The sequence below is a fragment of the Kocuria oxytropis genome (assembly GCF_040981195.1).
Classification (GTDB): domain Bacteria; phylum Actinomycetota; class Actinomycetes; order Actinomycetales; family Micrococcaceae; genus Kocuria; species Kocuria oxytropis.
In genome coordinates this window covers 194,108-214,046 of sequence record NZ_JAVFXA010000003.1, presented here as the reverse complement: position 1 = coordinate 214,046, position 19,939 = coordinate 194,108, and the positions used below count along the sequence as shown (strand labels likewise).

Annotated in this window: 17 protein-coding genes; 8 read left to right on the top strand and 9 right to left on the bottom strand. The window is 75.5% G+C overall.

Annotated features, from left to right (window positions below; translation table 11 throughout):
- The first annotated feature begins 399 nt into the window (after window positions 1-399).
- From QYM41_RS04920 to QYM41_RS04910, 3 genes are read left to right on the top strand one after another with little or no spacing between them, the layout of a single operon-like run.
- Entirely contained in the window at window positions 400-1,350 is a 951-nt protein-coding gene (locus tag QYM41_RS04920; protein ID WP_368798630.1) for an AAA family ATPase, read from the top strand.
- A complete protein-coding gene (locus QYM41_RS04915) occupies window positions 1,347-2,729 on the top strand; it encodes a DUF58 domain-containing protein (protein ID WP_368798629.1) in 1,383 nt (460 codons plus the stop codon). Before QYM41_RS04920 ends, QYM41_RS04915 begins: the two co-directional genes overlap by 4 nt.
- Window positions 2,726-5,137, top strand: coding sequence for a transglutaminase TgpA family protein (locus tag QYM41_RS04910; RefSeq protein ID WP_368798628.1), 2,412 nt, complete (start codon window positions 2,726-2,728; stop codon window positions 5,135-5,137). Before QYM41_RS04915 ends, QYM41_RS04910 begins: the two co-directional genes overlap by 4 nt.
- A 121-nt stretch (window positions 5,138-5,258) precedes the next feature.
- Here the strand turns inward: QYM41_RS04910 and cynS are convergent, their stop codons facing one another.
- From cynS to rsmI, 3 genes are all read right to left on the bottom strand, one after another.
- Window positions 5,259-5,708: a cyanase gene (gene cynS / locus QYM41_RS04905; protein WP_368798627.1), complete on the bottom strand. Its 450-nt coding sequence runs from the start codon at window positions 5,706-5,708 to the stop codon at window positions 5,259-5,261.
- Window positions 5,709-5,901: 193 nt separating this feature from the next.
- Window positions 5,902-6,744, bottom strand: coding sequence for a formate/nitrite transporter family protein (locus QYM41_RS04900; RefSeq protein ID WP_368798626.1), 843 nt, complete (start codon window positions 6,742-6,744; stop codon window positions 5,902-5,904).
- Window positions 6,745-6,931: 187 nt separating this feature from the next.
- On the bottom strand, window positions 6,932-7,888 hold the full coding sequence (gene rsmI, locus QYM41_RS04895) for a 16S rRNA (cytidine(1402)-2'-O)-methyltransferase (protein WP_438612548.1): 957 nt from the start codon (window positions 7,886-7,888) through the stop codon (window positions 6,932-6,934).
- 79 nt (window positions 7,889-7,967) lie between these two features.
- On the opposite strand from rsmI, the gene QYM41_RS04890 reads away from it, so the two are divergent.
- Window positions 7,968-9,611, top strand: coding sequence for a dolichyl-phosphate-mannose--protein mannosyltransferase (locus tag QYM41_RS04890; RefSeq protein WP_368798625.1), 1,644 nt, complete (start codon window positions 7,968-7,970; stop codon window positions 9,609-9,611).
- 27 nt (window positions 9,612-9,638) lie between these two features.
- Here QYM41_RS04890 and QYM41_RS04885 read toward each other — a convergent pair whose 3' ends face one another.
- The 5 genes from QYM41_RS04885 to QYM41_RS04865 form a co-directional block, all read right to left on the bottom strand.
- Window positions 9,639-10,721, bottom strand: a complete 1,083-nt coding sequence (locus tag QYM41_RS04885) for a TIGR01906 family membrane protein (RefSeq protein WP_368798624.1) — start codon at window positions 10,719-10,721, stop codon at window positions 9,639-9,641.
- 118 nt (window positions 10,722-10,839) lie between these two features.
- Entirely contained in the window at window positions 10,840-12,132 is a 1,293-nt protein-coding gene (locus tag QYM41_RS04880) for a L,D-transpeptidase (protein WP_368798623.1), read from the bottom strand.
- A 295-nt stretch (window positions 12,133-12,427) separates the two neighbouring features.
- Window positions 12,428-12,745, bottom strand: a complete 318-nt coding sequence (locus tag QYM41_RS04875) for a hypothetical protein (RefSeq protein ID WP_368798622.1) — start codon at window positions 12,743-12,745, stop codon at window positions 12,428-12,430.
- Window positions 12,746-13,171: 426 nt separating this feature from the next.
- Complete coding sequence (locus tag QYM41_RS04870; protein WP_368798621.1) at window positions 13,172-13,903, bottom strand: DUF3499 family protein; 732 nt, start codon at window positions 13,901-13,903, stop codon at window positions 13,172-13,174.
- A gap of 14 nt (window positions 13,904-13,917) precedes the next feature.
- Complete coding sequence (locus QYM41_RS04865; RefSeq protein ID WP_368798620.1) at window positions 13,918-14,448, bottom strand: WhiB family transcriptional regulator; 531 nt, start codon at window positions 14,446-14,448, stop codon at window positions 13,918-13,920.
- A gap of 312 nt (window positions 14,449-14,760) precedes the next feature.
- Between QYM41_RS04865 and QYM41_RS04860 the strand changes: the two genes are divergently transcribed.
- The gene (locus tag QYM41_RS04860) at window positions 14,761-15,543 is read left to right on the top strand and encodes a TIGR03089 family protein (protein WP_368798619.1); all 783 of its coding nucleotides are present in this window, start codon (window positions 14,761-14,763) and stop codon (window positions 15,541-15,543) included.
- A gap of 9 nt (window positions 15,544-15,552) precedes the next feature.
- Here QYM41_RS04860 and QYM41_RS04855 read toward each other — a convergent pair whose 3' ends face one another.
- Window positions 15,553-16,191 (bottom strand): GtrA family protein, encoded by a 639-nt coding sequence (locus tag QYM41_RS04855; RefSeq protein ID WP_368798618.1) that lies wholly within the window; start codon window positions 16,189-16,191, stop codon window positions 15,553-15,555.
- A 251-nt stretch (window positions 16,192-16,442) separates the two neighbouring features.
- On the opposite strand from QYM41_RS04855, the gene QYM41_RS04850 reads away from it, so the two are divergent.
- From QYM41_RS04850 to QYM41_RS04840, 3 genes are all read left to right on the top strand, one after another.
- Complete coding sequence (locus QYM41_RS04850) at window positions 16,443-17,618, top strand: 5-(carboxyamino)imidazole ribonucleotide synthase (protein ID WP_368798617.1); 1,176 nt, start codon at window positions 16,443-16,445, stop codon at window positions 17,616-17,618.
- 135 nt (window positions 17,619-17,753) lie between these two features.
- Complete coding sequence (gene purE / locus QYM41_RS04845) at window positions 17,754-18,239, top strand: 5-(carboxyamino)imidazole ribonucleotide mutase (protein WP_368798701.1); 486 nt, start codon at window positions 17,754-17,756, stop codon at window positions 18,237-18,239.
- A 50-nt stretch (window positions 18,240-18,289) separates the two neighbouring features.
- The gene (locus tag QYM41_RS04840; RefSeq protein WP_368798616.1) at window positions 18,290-19,906 is read left to right on the top strand and encodes an LCP family protein; all 1,617 of its coding nucleotides are present in this window, start codon (window positions 18,290-18,292) and stop codon (window positions 19,904-19,906) included.
- Window positions 19,907-19,939 lie beyond the last annotated feature (33 nt).

The following is a 19,939-nucleotide window of genomic DNA, read 5'->3' as shown; positions in this document are numbered from 1 at the left end:
CGGGAGGGTCGGGGACGGTCGGGACGGTCGGGAACGGTCGGGAACGGTCGGGACGGCCGGGGATCCAGCAGGCAGGACCCGGAACGGCAGGGAGAACTCGGAGACGGGCCGTCGGACGGTCGGGCAGGGCGGGCAGGGGGATCTCGGCGACGGGCAGAGGACGGAGGATCAGGGACGAGCGGAGGATCTGGGACGGACTGACGGTGAAGGGACCGGGACCGGGCGGCCGGATCCCGGGCGGCACCGGAGCGCTTCCCGGGGTCCTCGTGGAGCTCCTGCGGTCCCGGGACCGGGGTGGAGCCGGAACACGCGGGTGTGTTCCGCCCCCACCAATCTACGAGCTGCGCCCGCTGCGGACATACTGGGAGCTGCAGACGCGATCAGGAAGCCGAGGAGCCCATGGAGTCCTTCCCCCAGTACACGCAGGCCATCCTGGACCGGATCAACGCGGTGATCGACGGCAAGCCGGAGGCGGCGCGCACGGCGCTAAGCGTGCTGCTGGCCGGTGGGCACCTGCTGGTCGAGGACGTCCCGGGAGTGGGCAAGACCATGCTGGCCCGCACGCTGGCGAGCGCGATCGGCGGAACGGTCTCGCGCGTGCAGTTCACCCCGGACCTGCTGCCCACGGACATCACGGGCGTCTCGGTGTACGACCAGGCCCGGCGCGAGTTCGAGTTCAAGCCGGGGCCCGTGTTCGCCAACGTGGTGATCGGGGACGAGATCAACCGCGCCTCGGCCAAGACGCAGTCCGCGCTGCTCGAGTGCATGGCCGAGGGACAGGTCACGGCGGACGGGACCACGTACCGGCTCTCGACCCCGTTCATGGTGGTGGCCACGCAGAACCCGGTGGAGATGGACGGCACGTTCCCGCTGCCGGAGGCGCAGCGGGACCGGTTCACGGCGCGGATCTCGATGGGCTACCCGGACACCGAGGCGGAGATGCTGATGCTCTCCGACCACGGCGGCGGCTCCCCGCTGGCGGACCTGGAACCGGTCGTGTCGGTGCAGGACGCGGCCCGCCTGGTGGCGCACGTGCGCGGCATCCACGTCTCGGACGCGGTGCGCGCCTACGTGGTGGCCCTCGGCCAGGCCACGCGCTCGCACCCGCAGATCCGGCTGGGCGCCAGCCCCCGGGCGCTGCTCCAGCTGCAGGCCGCGGCCCGCGCGGAAGCGGCCCTGAGCGGGCGTGACTACGTCCTGCCGGACGACGTGCGGGCGGTCGCGGTGCCGGTGCTCGCCCACCGCCTGATCCTGGACCGGCGCGCGGGCACGGACTCCGCGGAGGAGCTGGTGCGCTCGGTGCTGGACGAGGTGCGGGTCCCGGCCGAGCACACCCCCCGGTCCCGATGAGCCGCCGGCCGGATCCGGGCCGGACGGCGCAGGGCGAGCGGGCGGAGCAGCCCGTGGACTCCCGGGCCCGGTTCACGGGGCGCGGATGGGCGTTCCTGGGGGCGGGCGCGCTGTGCCTGCTGCTGGCCACCTGGCTGGGACGCAAGGACGTGCTGGCGCTGGCCCTGTTCCTGGGCGGGGCGCCCCTGTTCGCGGCGCTGTCCCTGTACGTGGTGAAGCCGAGGGTGCTGCTCAAGCGCGGCGTGGAGCCGGCGCTCGTGACGGCCGGGGACTCGGCCGTGGTCCGGCTGCGCGTGCGGCACCGGACCCGGCGCGGCGGCACCGTCACGGGGGCGATCGCGGTGCACGAGACGGTGCCGGAGCCGCTGGGCGGGGACCGGGAGCTGAGCGTGGAGGCCGGCGGGGAGCCCGCGGCCTACACCGTGCGGCCGCGCCGCCGCGGCGTGTACGCCCTGGGACCGGCCACCGTGCGGGTCGCCGACCCGTTCGGGCTCGCCGCCGAGCTGCTGGACGCCTCGGAGCGCACCTCCCTGCACGTGGCCCCGGACCCGGTGGAGCTGCCGGAGATCAGCGCCGACCGGCTGCGGGAGTCCGGCACGGACCCGTCCCGGACGGCGCAGCCCCAGCCGGGCCCGGACAACGTCACCACGCGCGAGTACCGGCACGGGGACCCCATGCGCCGGGTGCATTGGGCCGCCTCCGCCAAGCACGGGCGGCTGATGGTCCGCCAGGAGGACCCGCGCAGCACCCGCCGCCTCACCCTGGTCCTGGACCGGGACGAGGGCTCCTGGCCCGGGGAGCGGCTGTGGGCCGGCGTGCTCCCCAGCACGGCCGAGTTCGAGTGGGCCGTGTCCTTCACCGCGGCCGTGCTCGAGCACCTCACCCAGCGCGAGACCGCGGTGCACGCCCTCGACACCACCGGCCGCCCCCTGCCCCGCGGCGGGGAGGACGACGACGGCGCCCCGCTCCGCGCCCGCGCCACCGCCGTCACCGACGACGGCGCCGAGGACGCCCGGCACGGGCTGGCCCGGGTGCGCCCCGAGCCCGCACCGCGCGGGAGGGTCTCCGGCGGGACGGTGGACGGCACGGCGGCGGACGCCCTGGCCGACCGGTTCGACCGGGACGGCCTGGTCCACCCCGTGCTGCTGGTCTCCGGGGACCTCGGGGCGGCCGCGGCGGAGGCGGTCCTGCGCGGCACGCAGCGGATCCCGGCGGGCAGCGCGGTGCTGGTCACCTCCTCGCCCGGCCGGGTCCCGGACGGGGCGGGAGTGCTCGAGGCGGCGGGCTGGTCCGTCGTCGTCGTGAGCGCGTCCACCGCGCCCGAGGACGCGTGGGCGCAGCTGGGCACCGGCTCCCGCCCGGCCGGGGCGCTCCGGTGAGCGCCGCCGTCCGCGCCCCCGCGGCCCCCGCCCGGCCGGGAGCGCCCGCGCCCGCGCCCGGTCGCTCCCCCCGCCCGGTGCCCGCCCTCCTGGGGCTGGCCGGCACGGTCCTCGTGGCCGTCGGGCTGTCCCTCGTGGCCCTGGCCGGCGTTCTCGACGGGACGGGCTGGCTGCCCGGGACGGTGCTCGCCGCCCTCGCCGTGGTCGCCGCGACCACCACGTCCCGGGTGCTGCGCCTGCCGGGCGCGCTGGCGCCCCTGTTCGGCGCCGGCGCCCTGGTCCTGGTCCTCACGGTGCTGTTCCTGCGCGAGGCCGCGCTGCTCGGCCTCGTCCCCACGCCCGGGAGCCTGTCCCTGGCCGTCCAGCTGTGGCGGGAGGCCGCCGGGGTCGCCGCCGAGCGGCCCGCCCCCTACCCGGCGGCCGCGGCGCTCTCGTTCGTGGCGGCCTGCGCGGCGGGGGCCGTGACCCTGTTCGTGGACACGGTGCTCGTGGCCCTGCGGCTGCCGGGAGCCAGCGCGCTCGGCGTCCTGGCGCTGCTCGTGGTGCCGGCCCTGGTGCTCCCCGAGAGCGTGGGCGCCGCCGGGACGGCGGCCGCCGTGCTCGCCGCGCTGGTCCTGCTCGGCGGCGGGAGGCGCTTCGGCGCGGTGCGGGAGCCCCGCACCGCGGCGGCGCCGGGCACCTGGCCGCGGGCCCTCGTGGTGGGTGCCGGCGTGCTGGCCGTGACCCTGCTGGTCCCCGGTCTGGTGCCCGGTTTCGTCAACGGGGCCTTTCCCCAGGGCAGCGGTCCGGCCGGCGAGCGCGCCCCCGGGGTGGGGCCGCTGCGGGCGGTGGGCCAGGACCTGCGCTCCGCGCAGCAGCTGCCCCGGCTCGAGTACACGACGAGCACCGGGGAGCCCGAGCTGCTGCGGGTGCTCACCCTGGACGACTTCTCCGGCGCGGAGTGGTTCCCGGACGCCACCGGGCTGGAGGCCGGGCTCGACGACGTCGGGCCGACCCCGCTCCAGCCGCCGGCCGAAGGCCCCGAGCGCACCACCGCCGTGGAGCTGCGGGACTGGTCCGAGCGGTGGCTGCCGCTGCCGTGGGCGCCGGTGGACATGACGGGGCCCGAGGCCGGCGACTGGTCCTGGAGCCCCCGTGACCTCGCCGTGCGCGGGGACCGGGTCCCGCCGGAGGGCACCGCCTACGAGGTCCGCTCGATCGTGCCCGAGCCCACCTCCGCGCAGCTGCGCGAGGCCCCCGCCCCGCCGGACTCCGAGGAGCTCGCCCCGTTCCTCGAGCTGCCGGAGGACACCCCGGCCGCCCTGCGGGACGCCGCCCGGGACCGGGCCGGCGACGCCCCCACGGCCTTCGACCAGGCCCTGGCGCTGCAGGAGTGGCTGCGCTCCGACGAGTTCCGCTACGACGTGGACGCCCCGCTCGAGCAGGGCTACGACGCCGGCGGCATGGGCTCCCTCGAGGAGTTCCTGGCCGTGCGCACGGGCTACGCCGGGCACTTCGCCCCGGCGATGGCGGTCATGGCCCGCGAGCTGGGGATCCCCGCGCGCGTGGCGGTGGGCTACCTGCCGGCCACCGCCCCGGGGGCCGGTCAGGACGGCGCACCGGGGGCGGAGGAGGCCTTCGGGGAGACGGCGGACCCGGGCTCCTTCACGGTCCTGCCCCGGGACGCGCACGCGTGGCCCGAGCTGTGGTTCGAGGGCTCCGGGTGGGTGCGCTTCGAGCCGACCCCCGGCACCGGCGACGTCCCCGGCTACGCGGCGGAGGGCTCCCAGGACGGGGAGGGGAGGTCCCAGGAGGGCGAGGGCACCGCGGAGCCCACCGGCGCACCGACCGACGCGCCGACCCCCGCCAGCACGGCGGATCCCTCCGAGACGGACGCGCCCTCGGCCGAGCCCACGGCCGTGCCGACCCCGGAGACCTCCGCGGCGCCGCAGCCGGAGGAGGACGCCGACCCGGCGGTGTGGCCGGCCTGGCTGGCCGGCGGCCTGGCGGTCGCGCTGCTGGTCCTGCTGGCCGTCCTCCCCCGGCTCCTGCGTGCCCGGCGCCGCCGGCACCGGCTCCGCGTCCTGGGCGACGACGGGCTCCCGGCACCAGAGCGTGCCCTGGCCGGCTGGGCGGAGGTCGAGGACCTCGCCGTCGACCACGGGGTGGGTCGTCGTGCCGCCGAGACGCCCCGGGCGTTCATCGACCGGCTCGGCGCCCTGGCCCCGGCGGCCGCCGCGCCGCTGGGCCGCCTCGGCCGCGACGCCGAGCGGGCCCTCTACGCGCCGGGCACCGCGGCGTGGTCGCCCGAGGCCGGCCCGGCGGACGTCAGGGCCCTGCGGGACGCCCTGGCCGAACGCGGCGGATCCGGGGCGCGGCGAGCCCGGTGGCTCCCCCGCTCGCTGACCGCAGGCCGCCGGCCCCGCTGACGCTCCTCCCGCTCGTCCCTGCCGCCGAGTCCCCCCGGTGCTCTCGTTCCCCCTCGATCGATCGGGGGGATGTGGGAGCACCGGGGGGACTCGGCGCTGGGCGGGGCCGGCGAGGCCGGGGTCACCACTGGTAGTCGAGGAACTTCCCGTCGAAGGTGACCACCACGCGGTCGCCGTTCGGGTCGGGGCGGCGGGAGACGTCCACCCGGAAGTTGATGGCGCTCATGATGCCGTCGCCGAACTCCTCGTGGATGAGCTCCTTGAGCGCCGGCCCGTAGACGGACAGCGCCTCGACGAAGCGGTAGACCGTGGGGTCCGTCATCCGCGCCGGGTCGCTGCCGCGGGACGGCTGCAGCTGCAGGCTCTCGGCCACCGTTCCGTCCAGGCCGAGCAGGTCGCAGACCTGCCCTGCCTGCTCCGGGGTCATCGGGTGCTGGCCGAGCAGGGCGGCGGTCGTCCAGACGTGCGGGGCGCCGATCGTGTCGGCGATCTCGCGCCAGGACAGGCCGCGGCGCACGCGGGCGGCCACCACGAGGTCGGCGGCGTCGGACTTGGTCAGGATGGGGGTCATGCGGGCTCCTGGGGAGGACGGTGAGCGGGATGGTCGGGAGGGCCCGGCCGGGGCAGGACCCGTCGAGCCGGAACGGCCGGCGGCGCTCCGGCCGGCGCGGGCGGCCGACGGAGCGGCCGGAGCGAGCGGGCGGAGCGAGCGGCCGACGGGACGGACGGCGCGGGCGGCTCACGCGACGGCCGGAGCGGGCGGCTCACGCGACCGGGACGCGCTCCTCCTGCGGGACCGGGCGGGCGCGGGATGCGCCGGTGCGGGCGTGGGTGGCGTAGAGGGTGAGCCCCACGAAGGTGAGCCCGCCCACCAGGTTGCCGAGCACGGTGGGGATCTCGTTCCACACGAGGTAGTCCATGAGCGAGAAGTCGCCGCCGAGCAGCAGGCCGGAGGGGAACAGGAACATGTTGACGATGGAGTGCTCGAAGCCCATGTAGAAGAACAGCATGATGGGCATCCACATCGCGATGACCTTCCCGGAGACGCTGGTGGACATCATCGCGGCGACCACCCCGGTGGAGACCATCCAGTTGCACAGCACGGCCCGGACGAACAGCGTGAGCATCCCGGCGGCGCCGAACTCGGCGTAGCCCACGGTGCGGCCCTCGCCGATCTCGCCGATCCGCTGCCCCACCTCGTCCGGGGGCACGGAGAAGCCGTAGGTGACGATGATCGCCATCAGCACGGCCACGAGGAACGCGCCGGCGAAGTTGCCGGTGAACACGAGACCCCAGTTGCGCAGCATCGAGCGGACGGTCACGCCGGGCCGCTTGTCGATGAGCGCCAGGGGCACCAGGGTGAAGACGCCGGTCAGGAGGTCGAAGCCCAGCAGGTACAGCAGGCAGAAGCCGACCGGGAACAGCACGGCCCCGAGCAGCGGCTGACCGGTCTGCACGGTGACGGTGACCGCGAACGCCGCGGCGAGCGCCAGGATGGCGCCGGCCATGAACGCCCTGATGAGGGTGTCGCGGGTGGACATGAAGACCTTCGCCTCTCCGGCGTCGATCATCTTCGTGACGAAGTCTGCGGGCGGAACGTAGGACATGGCATGGCTCCGGTGCTCGGCGGACGGGGAGGACGCCGGGGGCCGCGGCGCACGTGCCCGGGTCCCGGCTCGTCCCAGTCTCGCGGGGCGATGTTTCCGCACCGTGTCGCCGGCCGGGGCCCCGGGTCAACTCGGTCTCACGCGGCCGCGGCCGGCGTGTGAGGCGGGGACCGGCCTCCGCCGCCCGCTAGGCCTTGCGGGCGGCCAGGACCGTCTCGTAGAGCTCCCGCTTGCCCACGCCCGTGCGCACGGCGACCTGGCCGGCGGCGTCCTTGAGCCGGGTGCCGCCGGCCACGAGCGTCTCGACCTCGGCCACGAGGTCCTCGGGCCGGGCCGCCTCGGGGGCGGGGGCACCGGCGACGACGACGGCGATCTCCCCGCGCACCTGGCCCCGCCCGCACCAGTCGACGAGCTCGCTCAGCGGTCCCCGCACCACCTCCTCGTGCAGCTTGGTCAGCTCCCGGGCGACCACGGCCCGGCGATCGGCCCCGAACGCGTCCCGCAGCGCGGTGAGCATGACCTCGAGCCGGTGCGGGGCCTCGTAGAAGACCATGGTGCGCCGCTCGCCGTCGAGCTCGGCCAGCCGGGCGGCGCGCTCCGAGGACTTCCGCGGCAGGAAGCCCTCGAACGTGAAGCGGTCCGTGGGCAGCCCGGACACGGCCAGCGCCATGAGCACCGCGGAGGGGCCGGGGATCGCGGTGACGGTCAGGCCCTCGGCGGCCGCGGCCTCCGCGAGGCGGTAGCCGGGGTCGGAGACGGTGGGCATCCCGGCGTCGGAGAGCACCAGCACGGTGCCGCCGGCGCGGACGGCGTCGAGCAGCTCCGCGACCCGGCCGGCCTCGTTGTGCTCGTGGTGGGTGAGCACCCGTCCCCGCGTGCTGACCCCGAGCCCGGCGGTGAGCCGCCGCAGCCGCCGGGTGTCCTCCACGGCGAGCACGTCCGCGGTCTCCAGGGCCGTGCGCAGCCGGGGCGGGGCGTCGCCGAGGTTGCCGATCGGGGTGCCCGCCAGGACGACCTGCCCGGGACCCGCGGGGGCGCCGCCGGAGGTGTCGTCGAGGACACCGTCGAGGGCGGCCCCGAGATCGTCGGCGTGGTGGTCGCCGTGGGCGTCGTGGTGGGGGTCGTCGTGGGGGTCCGTGTGCACGGGTCCACTCTACGGCGCGCCGCCGCGGCGCCTCCGGGGAGTTCGGCGCACGGCCGGACCGGTCCCCTACGATGACACCGTGAGTTCCTCGGTGCGCGCCCCAGTCCCGGCCCCGGAGACCCGGCGGGCGGCACCGGTGGGCACCCTGCGCGCCGCCCTGGACCCCGCCGCCCTGCGGGAGCGGCTGCTGCCGGCCCCCGCCGCAGTGGCCCGCCTCGCGTGGCTGGCCCCGCTGCTGGTGGTGCTGCTCGGCGGGCTGCTGCGCTTCCACCGGCTCTCCCACCCGGACGCGATCGTGTTCGACGAGACGTACTACGTCAAGGACTCCTACTCCCTGCTGCTGCACGGCTACGAGCGCCAGTGGCCGGAGGGCGCGGACGAGCTGTTCGTGGCCGGCACCCCGCCCGAGGCCCTCGACACCCCCTCCTACGTGGTCCACCCGCCGGTCGGGAAGTGGCTCATCGCGGCCGGCATGTGGCTGTTCGGCGCCGAGGACCCCCTGGGCTGGCGTTTCTCGGCGGCCCTGGTCGGCACGCTCTCGATCGCGCTGGTGTGCGCCGCCGGATGGCTGCTCTTCCGCTCCGTCACGGTCGCCACCCTGGCCGGCCTGTTCACCGCGGTGGACGGCCTGCACCTGGTGCAGTCCCGGCTCGCGATGCTGGACGTGTTCCTGATGTTCTTCGTGCTCCTGGCCCTCGTCCTGCTCCTGCTGGACCGGGAGCACGGGCGCCGCCGCATGGTCGCCCGGCTGGGCGCGGCCCCGGGCCGCGGCGTCCCCGAGGCGGAGCTGCGGCGCCGCCTGGAGTGGGGCCCGTGGCTGGGCGTGCGCTGGTGGCGGATCGCGGCGGGCGTGGCCTGCGGGCTCGCGGTCGGGGTGAAGTGGAGCGCCCTGTTCCTGGTGGCCGGTCTCGGTGTGCTCACGGTCCTGTGGGACCTCAACGCCCGCCGGGTGGCCGGGGTGCGGCGCTGGGCGGCGGCCGGGGTGCTTCGGGACGGCGTGCCCGCGTTCGTGGCGGTCGTCGGGACGGGCCTGGTGGTCTACGTGTCCTCCTGGGCGGGCTGGTTCGCCTCGACCGACGCCTACGACCGCACCTGGGCGCAGCAGCACCCCGGCGAGGGCCCCCAGTGGCTGCCCGCGCCCCTGCGCTCGCTGTGGGCCTACCACTCCTCCGCCTACGGCTTCCACAGCGGCCTGGGCACCGAGCACTCCTACGAGGCGCTGCCGTGGCTGTGGCTGACCCTGGGCCGGCCCACCTCCTACTTCTACGAGGACCCGGAGCGGGGCACGGCCGGGTGCGCGGTGGAGCACTGCTCGCAGGCGATCCTCAACATCGGCAACCCGCTCCTGTGGTGGACCGGGATCGCCGCCGTGCTCGTGGCCGCGTGGCTGTGGGCGGTGCGGCGGGACTGGCGCTTCGGGGCCCTCATCGGCGTGTTCGCCGCCGGGTACCTGCCCTGGTTCCTGTACCCGGAGCGCACCATGTACTACTTCTACGCGCTGCCCGTGCAGCCGGCCCTGATGCTCATGCTCGCCGGCATGCTGGGCCTGGTCCTGGGTCGGCCCGGCGACAGTCTGCGGCGCCGGCGGGCGGGCCTCGCGGTGGTGGGCGTGTTCACGGCCGCGGTGCTCCTCATCAGCGCGCACTTCGCGCCGATCTGGTACGCGGAGACCGTGGCCTACGACCAGTGGCGGGAGCGGATGTGGTTCTCCGCGTGGATCTGAGCCACGGCCCCCGGCTCACGGCCGGGCTCAGCGCCCGGCGAGCCGCCGCTTGAGCTCCTGCCGCCGGCGCACCCGGTCCAGGGCACGGTGCCGGCGGAACGCGGTGGGCCAGGTGGCGATCATGACCGCCACCGCCCCCAGGAGGGCGAGCCCGGCCACGGCGATCGCGGCGTCCATCCAGAACTGGGTGGGATACAGCCGGATGAGGGTGTCCGAGGCGCGGAAGGTCCAGGACCCGTCCGCGAAGAAGAGGGAGTGGAACAGGGCGAAGAACTGCTGCCAGCCGAGCACCGCGGCGACCGCCAGGGCGACCAGCAGCGCCACGGTCAGCCACGAGCCGAAGAACAGGGCGCCGGAGGCCGCCCCCGGCGCCTTGGCCCGCAGGTACAGGCTGGAGACGATGCCCAGCAGCGCCAGGACCGCGACCGCGGCGAGGGCGCTCTGCAGCACGATCTTCACGTCGGTCATGTGCGCCACCTCGGAGCCGAGGAACAGCCGGGCGCCGTCCGCGTCCTGCAGCCCGCTCAGGAAGCCGGGCGGGGCCCAGTTCATGACGTAGTCCAGGCCGTAGGAGCCGAGGACCATCCGCTCCTCCGTGGAGAAGCCGTAGCTGTCCGCCGGGAAGCCCGGACGGTGGTACTCCGCCCACAGGAAAAGGGGCGTGGCCACCGCGCGCACCGCCGCGGCCAGCAGCACGAGCGGGAGCACGAGCGCCAGGCACACCTGCTGCAGCCGCGGCAGCTTCGGCTCGTCCGCGAGCGCCTCCCGGCGCAGTGCGGCCCGGCGGCGGGCATCCTCGTCCGGGTCCTCGTCCCCCGCGGCCTCGTCGGCGCCGACGGCGCGGGCGCTCCCGCCCGTGCGGCCGGGCGCGAGGTCCCGGCCGGCGCCGCGGTCGCCGCCGCGCTCAGCCCGGCGGGCGGCGACGTGCGCGTCGTCGTGCTCGGTGTGATGCTCGGTGTCGTGCCGTTCGTCCCGGGTGTCGTCGGACGAGGTGTCCGCGGGGACGACGGCGGGGAGCAGGCCCGTCCACACGGGCTCCTCGCGCCGGTCGTCGTCCGCGGACGGCCGGGCCTGCTGCCAGGGGGCCGGGTCGTTGCTGGGGGTGGCCACGGGCGGGTCCTCCGGTCGGTGGGGTGCGGGGTCCGGGGCGGGCGGGTCCGCTCCGGCCGGTCCTGATCCTACCCACCACCGGGGCCCGCGCGGCCCACGGGGACTCAGCGGCGCGCGCTCACCAGTTGCCCTGCCACTGCTCGTCCGCGTAGTGCTCCAGCGGGATGTTCCAGTCCCCGTACCCGTCGTCGGGGTCGGCCTGCGGATAGCCCGTGCCCACGACCTCCACCACGTCCCCGGGGCGGAACACGTCGTGGATGAACTTCGCGCCCTCGGGGGACATGCCGATGCACCCGTGGGAGACGTTGGCGACCCCGAGGACGGGCATCGCCGAGGGCAGCGCCTGGTGCACGAACTCGCCGCTGGCCGTCAGCCGGGAGACGTTCGAGGCCCAGAACGTCTCGTACCAGTGCGGGTCCCCGGGCTGCAGGTCCAGGGAGGAGGCCTTGAACAGGTAGGTAGGCGCCTGCTCCATGATGACCTTCTGCCCGGTGGTGGAGGGCCAGTCCTCGTTGCCCAGGGTCACGGGGTACCTCCCGGCGACCTCGCCGTCCACCCACGCCGTCAGGGTCTTGGTCTTGTTGTCCACCCGGGCGTAGTGCTCGGCACCGATCGTGAAGCTCCGGTCCAGGTCGTGGTTGCCCACCATGCCGTGGCCCACGTCGAGGCCGAGCAGGTCGAGGGAGACCGTGATCCGCGAGTGCGGCTCCCACTTCTCGGCGGGGCGGTAGCGGACCACCGTGTCCGAGTACCAGCGGAAGGCGCCCGCCCCGGCTCCGCCGCCGGACACGCCGACCGCCTCCTCGACCCGGTCCTTGTGGACCACGGGTTCGGAGAACGTGAACTGCAGGACCTGTCCGGTGCCGTAGACCCCGCCCTCGACGACGTTGAGGCGGGCGTCCACCTCGTTGGCCGCGAGCACGGTGGTGAAGGAGCTGGTGCCGGTCGCCGGGGTTTCCGCGCCGGAGGATGCGCTCCAGTGCACCGCGTAGCGCGTGTCGAAGTCCAGGACCCCGGTGCTGGTCCAGGTGCTGCCGTCGGCGGAGAGCTCCCCCGGGACCGGTTCCCCGCCCGCCGCGGGGACGAGCACGACGTCGGTGAGCTCGCCGCGCTCGGCGCGCACGACGACCGGGTCCACGGGGTTGTGCTCGACGGCGGCGTCCGCGGGGGTCACGGTGACCTCGGCCGGGGCGTTCGTGGCCGGCTGCTCCGGCCCCGGGGGGACGGTGGCCGCCGGGGCCGACCGCGGTGCGGGCGCCGTGGCCGTGGGCTCCTCCGCGGGAGCCCCGGCGGCCTGCGCGCAGCCGGTGGCGAGCAGGGCGGTCAGCACGCCCAGCGCGAGCAGGCGCCGGGGAGCCGGCGTCGAGCGCACGGCGGGGAGCACGGAATCCGGGCGGGAGGACAGGGACATGGGGAAGGGCACCTCGCGCGTCTGGGGGCTGGGGGGAACGCTGGGGAACTCCTCCCCACGATAGGCCCGACCGCCGCACGGGGTCCCATCCGGCCCCTCGCCGTCACAAATGTTAACTCCGTCGCGGCCCCGGACCCGGCGCCCCGCGTCCCAGGGGCCGGGACCCGGCGTCCCGCGTGTCAGCGACCGGGACCCGGCGTCCCGGCTCTCGGCGACCGGGTCCCGGTGTCCCGCGTGTCAGCCACCGGGTCCCGGTGTCCCGCGTCTCAGCGACCGGGACCCGGCGTCCCGGATGTCAGCGCCCGGGCGCGAGGCAGGCGATGCCGCGGATGACCGGGTAGACCGGGTGCACGCCGTCGCGGAACGGACGGTCGCTCATCAGCCGGTCGGCGTCCACGGGGATCAGCGTCCCGCCCGTCAGGGGGCACCGCAGGAGCGCGAGGAGCCCGGGCGCCAGGGTGAGCGCCGCAGGTGCCTCCGACTCAGGCTCCGGGACCGCCCACGGGGCGGGGCGGGACCCGGCCGGTGCCTGGTGGCGCCGGACGGACCGGGCGTCGTGGTGGGTTTCGGCGTGGAGATCGTGCGTCGGCTGCGTCGTTGCAGTAACCGTCATGGGGGGACTCCTGGTGCTCCGGGGGGAAGAGCGGCCCGCACCGGACAGGTGCGGTCTGCGGCTCATCCTAGGGTCGCCGCACCCGCACGGCCCGGAACCCGGCGGGGACGCGCGGCATGGACCGACCGAGCCGGAACCCGGCGCGGACGCCCGGCACGGACCTGCCGGGCCGGAACCCGGCGCGGACGCGCGGCACGGGGCCGTCGGGCCGGAACCCGGCGGGGACGCCCGGCACGGAACCGCCGGGTCAGAACCCGGCGCGGACGCGCGGCACGGGGCCGTCGGGCCGGAATGAACCGTGCTGTCTGCTGTGCGGGATCGGAGGGTCGTCACCCGGCGGGAACGGACAGTCCGGGACTGGCTGCCCTCAGGTGCGAGCCCGCCGGCACGGACGGTGCGAACCCGCCCGGCCGTCGAGAACCGGAGTCAGGCCTCCGGCCGGCCGGTGCGGCCGCCGGCGGCGGGGCGGCGCAGGTGCGGCCGCTGCAGCGTGCCGGGCATGGGGACGTCGTGCCACGCGACCTCGGGCGCCGGCCGGGAGACCGGGCGGGAGGCTGCGGCCGGAGCGGCGGTCCGGGGCTCCCCCGCCGCCGGCGCGGCCGGTGCGGGGCCGGGGACCGATGTGGGGGCCTCGGGGCTCGTCCGCGGCCCGCGGGGCCGGCGGTTCTCCGACGCTGCGACCTGAGGGTCCTCCGGGGCCGCGGGGGACGTCACGGAGGCTCCCGGCGCGGCCCGGCGCTCGGCGGAGGACCGCTGCGGTGAGGACCGCCGAGGCGGGGCAGGCTGGGGCGGTGCAGGCTGTGGGGTGGCGCGCGGTGCGGTCGAGCGCGGCAGGGAGACGTCGCGCAGGACGGTGCGCGGACGGTCGCGGACGGGCGCCGGGGGCTCGGCCTCCCGGACGGCCTCGGCCACGGCGCCGATGTCCTCGCGGCGGGCCCGGTCCTCCGGCAGCTCCAGGCGCACGACCCGCCAGCCGCGGGGCACGGTGAGCCGGTCCGCGTGAACGGCGCACAGGTCGTAGGCGTGGGGTTCGGCGTGCCCGGCGAGCGGGCCGACCACGGCGGTCGAGTCCGAGTACACGTAGGTCAGCGTCATCACCGCGTCCCGCCGGCAGGTCTGGCGGGAGCAGGGACGGGTGGCGCTGCCGGAAGAGCTCATGGACCGAAGCTACCTCAGCGGGCGAGACGGCGCAGGCGGCGGCGCTCGCGCTCCGAGAGCCCGCCCCAGATGCCGAACTTCTCGTCCTTGCTCATCGCGTAGTCGAGGCACTCGGCCTGCACGGGACACGCCTCGCAGACGCGCTTGGCGTCACGCGTGGACCCGCCCTTCTCCGGGAAGAAGGCCTCCGGGTCGGTCTGGGCGCACAGCGCGTCGGTCTGCCACGCGAGCTCCCCCTCGTCCTCCTCCACGGCGTACAGCCCGGCCACGGAGCTCCAGTCGGAGCCCTCGTCGGGGTCGGGTGCCTCGAGCAGGTCGAGAGCGGGCGCCGCAGCGCCGCCGGAGAGGTTCTGGACGGTCTCGTGCGCCCTGAGGTAGGCGGTGGCCTGGTCCTCGAGACTGCCGCTCACCCGCCGGACGTGCCGCTCGGCGGCCTGGGGGTCGGCGGGGTCCACGAACCAGTCCTCGGGCACCGAGCGCATGCTCAGGCGGCGGGCCCCGAGGGGGGTGGTGTCCACGACCTGCTGTCGTGCGGCCTCTCCCATGACTTTCCTTCCATCCGACACGATTGCCCGGGCCTGGCATACTGCGGGGGGCGCCGGCCCGTTGCATCCCGGAGATCGTATCCTTGCTGATCGTCTGCCGGACTTCACAATTACACGTGTGTAACTCCTGTGGCGTCAACCCTTCCCGGGAGGGCGCCCTAGTCACGATAACCGGGACGCATGCTCTTGGGAGTAGACGTTTTTCCACGTCACGGCGCGATTTCCGGAAGTGGTCGCCGAGGGTGAAGAATACGGCCCCACGCATATGCCGTGCCGCCCCTGCCGGGGGCACGGCACCGACGAGGAGGAACCATGGACACCGCCAGTCCCCGATCTGTCCCCCGTTTGATGGACAGGCTGCGGAGCAGCAGCCGTCCCGCGCTGATCTGGTACGGCGGGGACGGAGAGCGGGTGGAGCTCTCGGGGCGCGTCCTCGACAACTGGGCGGCCAAGACCGCGAACCTGTGGGTGGACGAGCTGGACCTCGAGGCGGGTGACGTGGTGACCCTCGGTGACGAGGTGCACTGGCGCAGCCTCGCGGCCGCCCTGGGCACGTGGACCATGGGCGCCGCCGTGCGCGCGGTCGATCCGGCGGAAGGAGCGCCCGGGTCCGGCGACCGCGCCGTCGTCGGCCTCGTCGACACGCAGGGGGCCACTCCCCCGCTGCTGGACCGTGTGCCGCCCGGCGCGCGAGCGGTGGTCCTCGACCGGCCCGCGCTCTCCCTCGGCTACCGAGGGGAGCTGCCGGACGGGGACGCCCTCGACTACTGCGCCGAGGTGCGCTCCCACGCGGACGTCTACGCCGGCGTCGAGGAGCCGTCGCCGGAGGGCGACGCCCTGCAGGCCGCGGACACCGACGGATTCCTGACCCACGACGAGCTGCTGCCGGAGGGGGTCGCCTCCGGGCGGGAGCAGGCCTGGGGCACGGCCGACGCGGTCCACGTGCCGGGGCTGCGGATGGACGCGGGGTTCCTGCGCCGGGTGCTGGCCGTGCTGGCCGGGGGGCGCGCCGTGGTGGTCACGGACCGTGCGGCGGACGCGGCGGACCCGAGCTGGCGGTCGGTGCTGGCGGCCGAGAACGCCGTCGGGTTCTGAGCGGGGACGTCAGCGGCCCTCGGCCGGTCCAGCCCCCTCGCGGGCGTCCGGGGCGGGTCGCGCAGGGTCGTCCTGCGCCGGGGGGTGCTCGTGCTCGCGGTGACGGTGCCCGTGCTCCCCGAGGGGGTGCTCGGCGTCCTCCGGGCGGCGCCCCGTGATCAGGGCGATCTCGAGGGCCGCGGTGTCGGCGAAGTTCGGGTCCTCGTCGAGCTCCTCGGTGAAGACCCAGAAGCGGTAGGCGAAGTACCGGAAGACCGTGCCCAGGATCGTACCGATGATCGTGCCGGACACGAAGGAGGCGTAGGCGCTGGTCAGGCCCAGCACGTAGTAGCTGAAGCCCAGGCAGCCGAGCTCGATGGCCATGCCGATGCCGTTGGCCACGAGGAACTGGATCAGCTCGCGGCGCTTGTCCGACTGGCGCTTGTGCCGGAACGTCCACAGCCGGTTGGCGACCCAGGCGAAGGCGATGGCCACGGCCGTGGCCACGAACTTCGCCTTGAGGTGGCCGTCCTCGAACACGGTGTGCATCAGGATCCACGTGAGCGAGGCGTTGATGAGGAACGCGAGCGCGCCGACCACCCCGAACTTCATGAGTTCCTTGACGAAGAGGTGCCAGAGGGCATCGAAACGGTCGACGAGACGATTCACGCGGCTTCAGGTCTCCCAGGTGGTGAGGCGGTGCGCGCCGGCCGGCGCGGCGGTCGGCGGGCTCCGGAGGGCGCCCGCGGCGGACCTCGGGACATCCTACCCCGCCCCTGTCCGCCGCACCCGGGCATGACCGCACGGTCCCCTGGCCGTTCCCGGACCGTTCCCGGACCACGGAGGGCCCTCGCGGGGCGGAGCACCGGGGCGCCGGGTCCGCGCCCGGAGGCGCCCGCGGACCGGGATACCCTGGTCGGGTGAATTCTTCTGTGACCGTCCCTGTCGTCGGCGTCGTCGGAGGCGGGCAGCTCGCCCGCATGATGGCGCCCTCCGCCACCGCCCTGGGGATCGAGCTGCGCGTGCTCGCCGAGGGCCCCGACGTCTCGGCCGTCGCCGCCGTGCCCACCGCACCCGTGGGCGACTACACCGACCTCGAGGTGCTGCGCCGGTTCGCCCAGGACGTCGACGTCCTCACGTTCGACCACGAGCACGTGCCCACCGAGCACCTGCGGACCCTGGTGGCCGAGGGCGTCGACGTCCGCCCGGGCCCGGACGCGCTGGTGCACGCCCAGGACAAGCTGTGGATGCGCGCGGCCGTGGAACGCCTCGGGCTGCCCAACCCGCAGTGGGAGGCGGTGGCCGACGCCGAGGAGCTGGTCGCCTTCGGCGAGCGCACGGGCTGGCCCGTGGTGCTCAAGACGCCGCGCGGCGGCTACGACGGCAAGGGCGTCATGGTGCTCGACACCCCCGAGGCCGCCCGCGGGGCCGAGCCCGCGCAGTGGTTCGCCCGCACCGACGGTCCCCTGCTGGCCGAGGAGAAGGTCGCCTTCTCCCGGGAGCTCTCGGCCCTCGTGGCCCGCACCCCTTCGGGCGAGGTGCGGGCGTGGCCGGTGGTGGAGTCGATCCAGGTGGACGGCGTCTGCGACGAGGTGCTCGCGCCCGCCCCGCAGCTGGCCCCCGAGGTCGCCTCCGCGGCCGCGGACGCCGCCCGGACCCTGGCCACGGAGCTGGGCGTGACCGGGGTGATGGCCGTGGAGCTGTTCGAGACCCCCGGCCGCGGCGCCGGGTTCCTGGTCAACGAGCTGGCCATGCGCCCGCACAACTCCGGGCACTGGACCATGGACGGCTCCGTGACGAGCCAGTTCGAGCAGCACCTGCGCGCCGTGCTGGACCTCCCGCTCGGGGACACCGGGCTGATCGGCGGGTCCGCGGTGATGAAGAACTACCTGGGCGGGGCGAACCAGGACCTGTTCGGTGCCTACCGGGCCGCGATGGGCGCCGAGCCCCGGGCCAAGATCCACAACTACGGCAAGGCCGTGCGGCCCGGGCGCAAGATCGGCCACGTCAACGTCACCGGCGCCGCGGACGAGATCCCGGAGCTGCGCCGGCGGGCGGCCCGCGCCGCGTCCGTGCTGCGCGACGGGCAGGCCTGACCGCGTGCCTCCCACGGCCCGTCCAGCCGGGACGGATAGCGTAGCCCCAGACCGGACCGCGATGGCGGCCCCGACTCGCCGAGCAGCCCAGGAGCACCAGTGAACGAGAAGCAGCAGCCCGTGGTGGGCGTCGTGATGGGCTCGGACTCCGACTGGCCCGTGATGGAGGCCGCGGCCACCGCGCTGGAGGAGTTCGGGATCCCGTACGAGGCCGACGTCGTGTCCGCCCACCGGATGCCCACCGAGATGATCGACTACGGCCGGCGGGCCCACGAACGGGGACTGCGGGTGATCATCGCCGGGGCCGGCGGTGCGGCCCACCTGCCGGGGATGCTCGCCTCGGTGACCCCGCTGCCCGTGATCGGTGTCCCGGTGCCGCTGAAGACCCTCGACGGCATGGACTCGCTGCTGTCCATCGTGCAGATGCCCGCGGGCGTCCCGGTGGCCACCGTCTCCATCGGCGGGGCCCGCAACGCCGGGCTGCTGGCGGCCCGGATCCTCGCCGCCGGCACGGACCCGCAGGCCGAGGCCCTGCGCGGGCGGCTCGTGGACTTCGCCGACGAGCTCCGGCGCACCGCCCAGGACAAGGGTGCCGCCCTGCGCGCCCGCCTCGACGGCTGAGCCGGCCGCACCGCCCTTCCCCTGCCCGCCCTTCCCCGCCGGAGCTGCCCGTGAACGGCCACACCCCCCGCGCTGAGCACGATCCCCGCCCCCCGCGCGACCCGTCCGCCCAGGAGTCCCGGCCCCGGGACCTCCCGCCCGACGCCGTGACGGCCGTGCGCGACGCCGACGACGACGCGGCGGGCCCGCCCCGGCTCACGGATCCCCTGCGCCACCCGCAGCACGCCGGCGACGGCACCCGGACCCGGCGCGCCTGGACGCTGCTGCTGTCCACGCTCGTGGTCCCCGGCAGCGCCCAGCTCGTCGCGGGCCGGCGGGCCACGGGGCGCGCGGCCCTCAGGGTCGACGTGGTCGCCTGGGCCGCGGCCGCCCTGGCCCTGCTCTGCCTGCTCCTGTGGCGGACCCCCCTGGTCTGGTTCCTCACCAACTCGTTCACGTCCCTGCTGGTGATCGCCGGGCTGGTGGCGCTCGCGCTCGGGTGGGCCTTCCTCTTCGTGGACACGTTCCGGCTCATCCGCCCGCGCCTGCTCGCGCAGAAGACGCGTCGTGCGGTGGCCGCGGCCACCGTGGCGCTCATGCTGCTCACCTCGGGCGGGCTGGCCTACTCCGCCTACCTGCTGTCCGTGACCCGCGGAGCGGTCTCGGACGTCTTCGGGGGCGGGTTGCCGTTCCGTCCCTCGGACGGGCGCTACAACATCCTGCTCATGGGCACCGACTCCGGGGAGGACCGCTCGGGCCGCCGCCCCGACTCGATGACGGTGCTCAGCGTGGACGCCGACTCCGGGCGGACCGTGACCATCTCCCTGCCCCGCAACCTGCAGAACGCGCCCTTCCCCGAGGACTCGCCGCTGGCCGACGTCTACCCCGAGGGCTTCAACTGCGGTGACGAGTGCATCCTCAACGCCCTCTACACCGACGTCACCAACAACTACCCCGAGCTCTACCCCGACGCCGCCGACCCCGGCGCCGAGGCCATGAAGGACGCCGCCGAGGGCATTCTCGGCATCGACGTGCAGGCCTACGCGATCGTCGAGATGAACGGCTTCGAGAAGCTCGTGGACGCCCTGGGCGGGATCACCATCGACGTGGGCGGGCGCGTGCCCATCGGCGGCGGGACCGACCTGCTCACCGGCCAGCCCAACGAGATCTTCGGCTACATCGAGCCCGGCGTCCAGCACCTGGACGGCTTCCACGCCCTCTGGTACGCCCGCTCCCGCGAGGGGGCCACCGACTACGACCGCCAGGCGCGCCAACGCTGCGTGCAGGCCGCGATGCTGAAGCAGCTGAACCCGGTCAACGTGCTGACCCGGTTCGAGGAGCTCGCGGAGTCCGGAACCCAGATCGTGGAGACCGACATCCCGCAGAGCCAGATCGGCTCGTTCGTCGACGTGGCCCTCAAAGCCAAGGAGCACGAGCTGGTGCAGTACGCCGCCGGGCCGCCCTACTACGACCCCTCCTTCCCCACCTACCCGGACTACGAGCTCCTGCACGAGGACATCGACCGAGTGCTCGAGGAGGCCACCGACCGCGGCGCCCGGGACGCCCAGGCCCTGGCCGCGGGCACGGCGGTGGGCTCCGGGATCGCGATGACGGTCCCCGTGCCGGCGGCGAAACCCCTGGTGGGAGCGCAGGAGCTCACGCCCAACGGCACCTGCTCGGTGCCCTGAGCGGCCCAGCACGGAGGTCGCCGGACGGGCCCG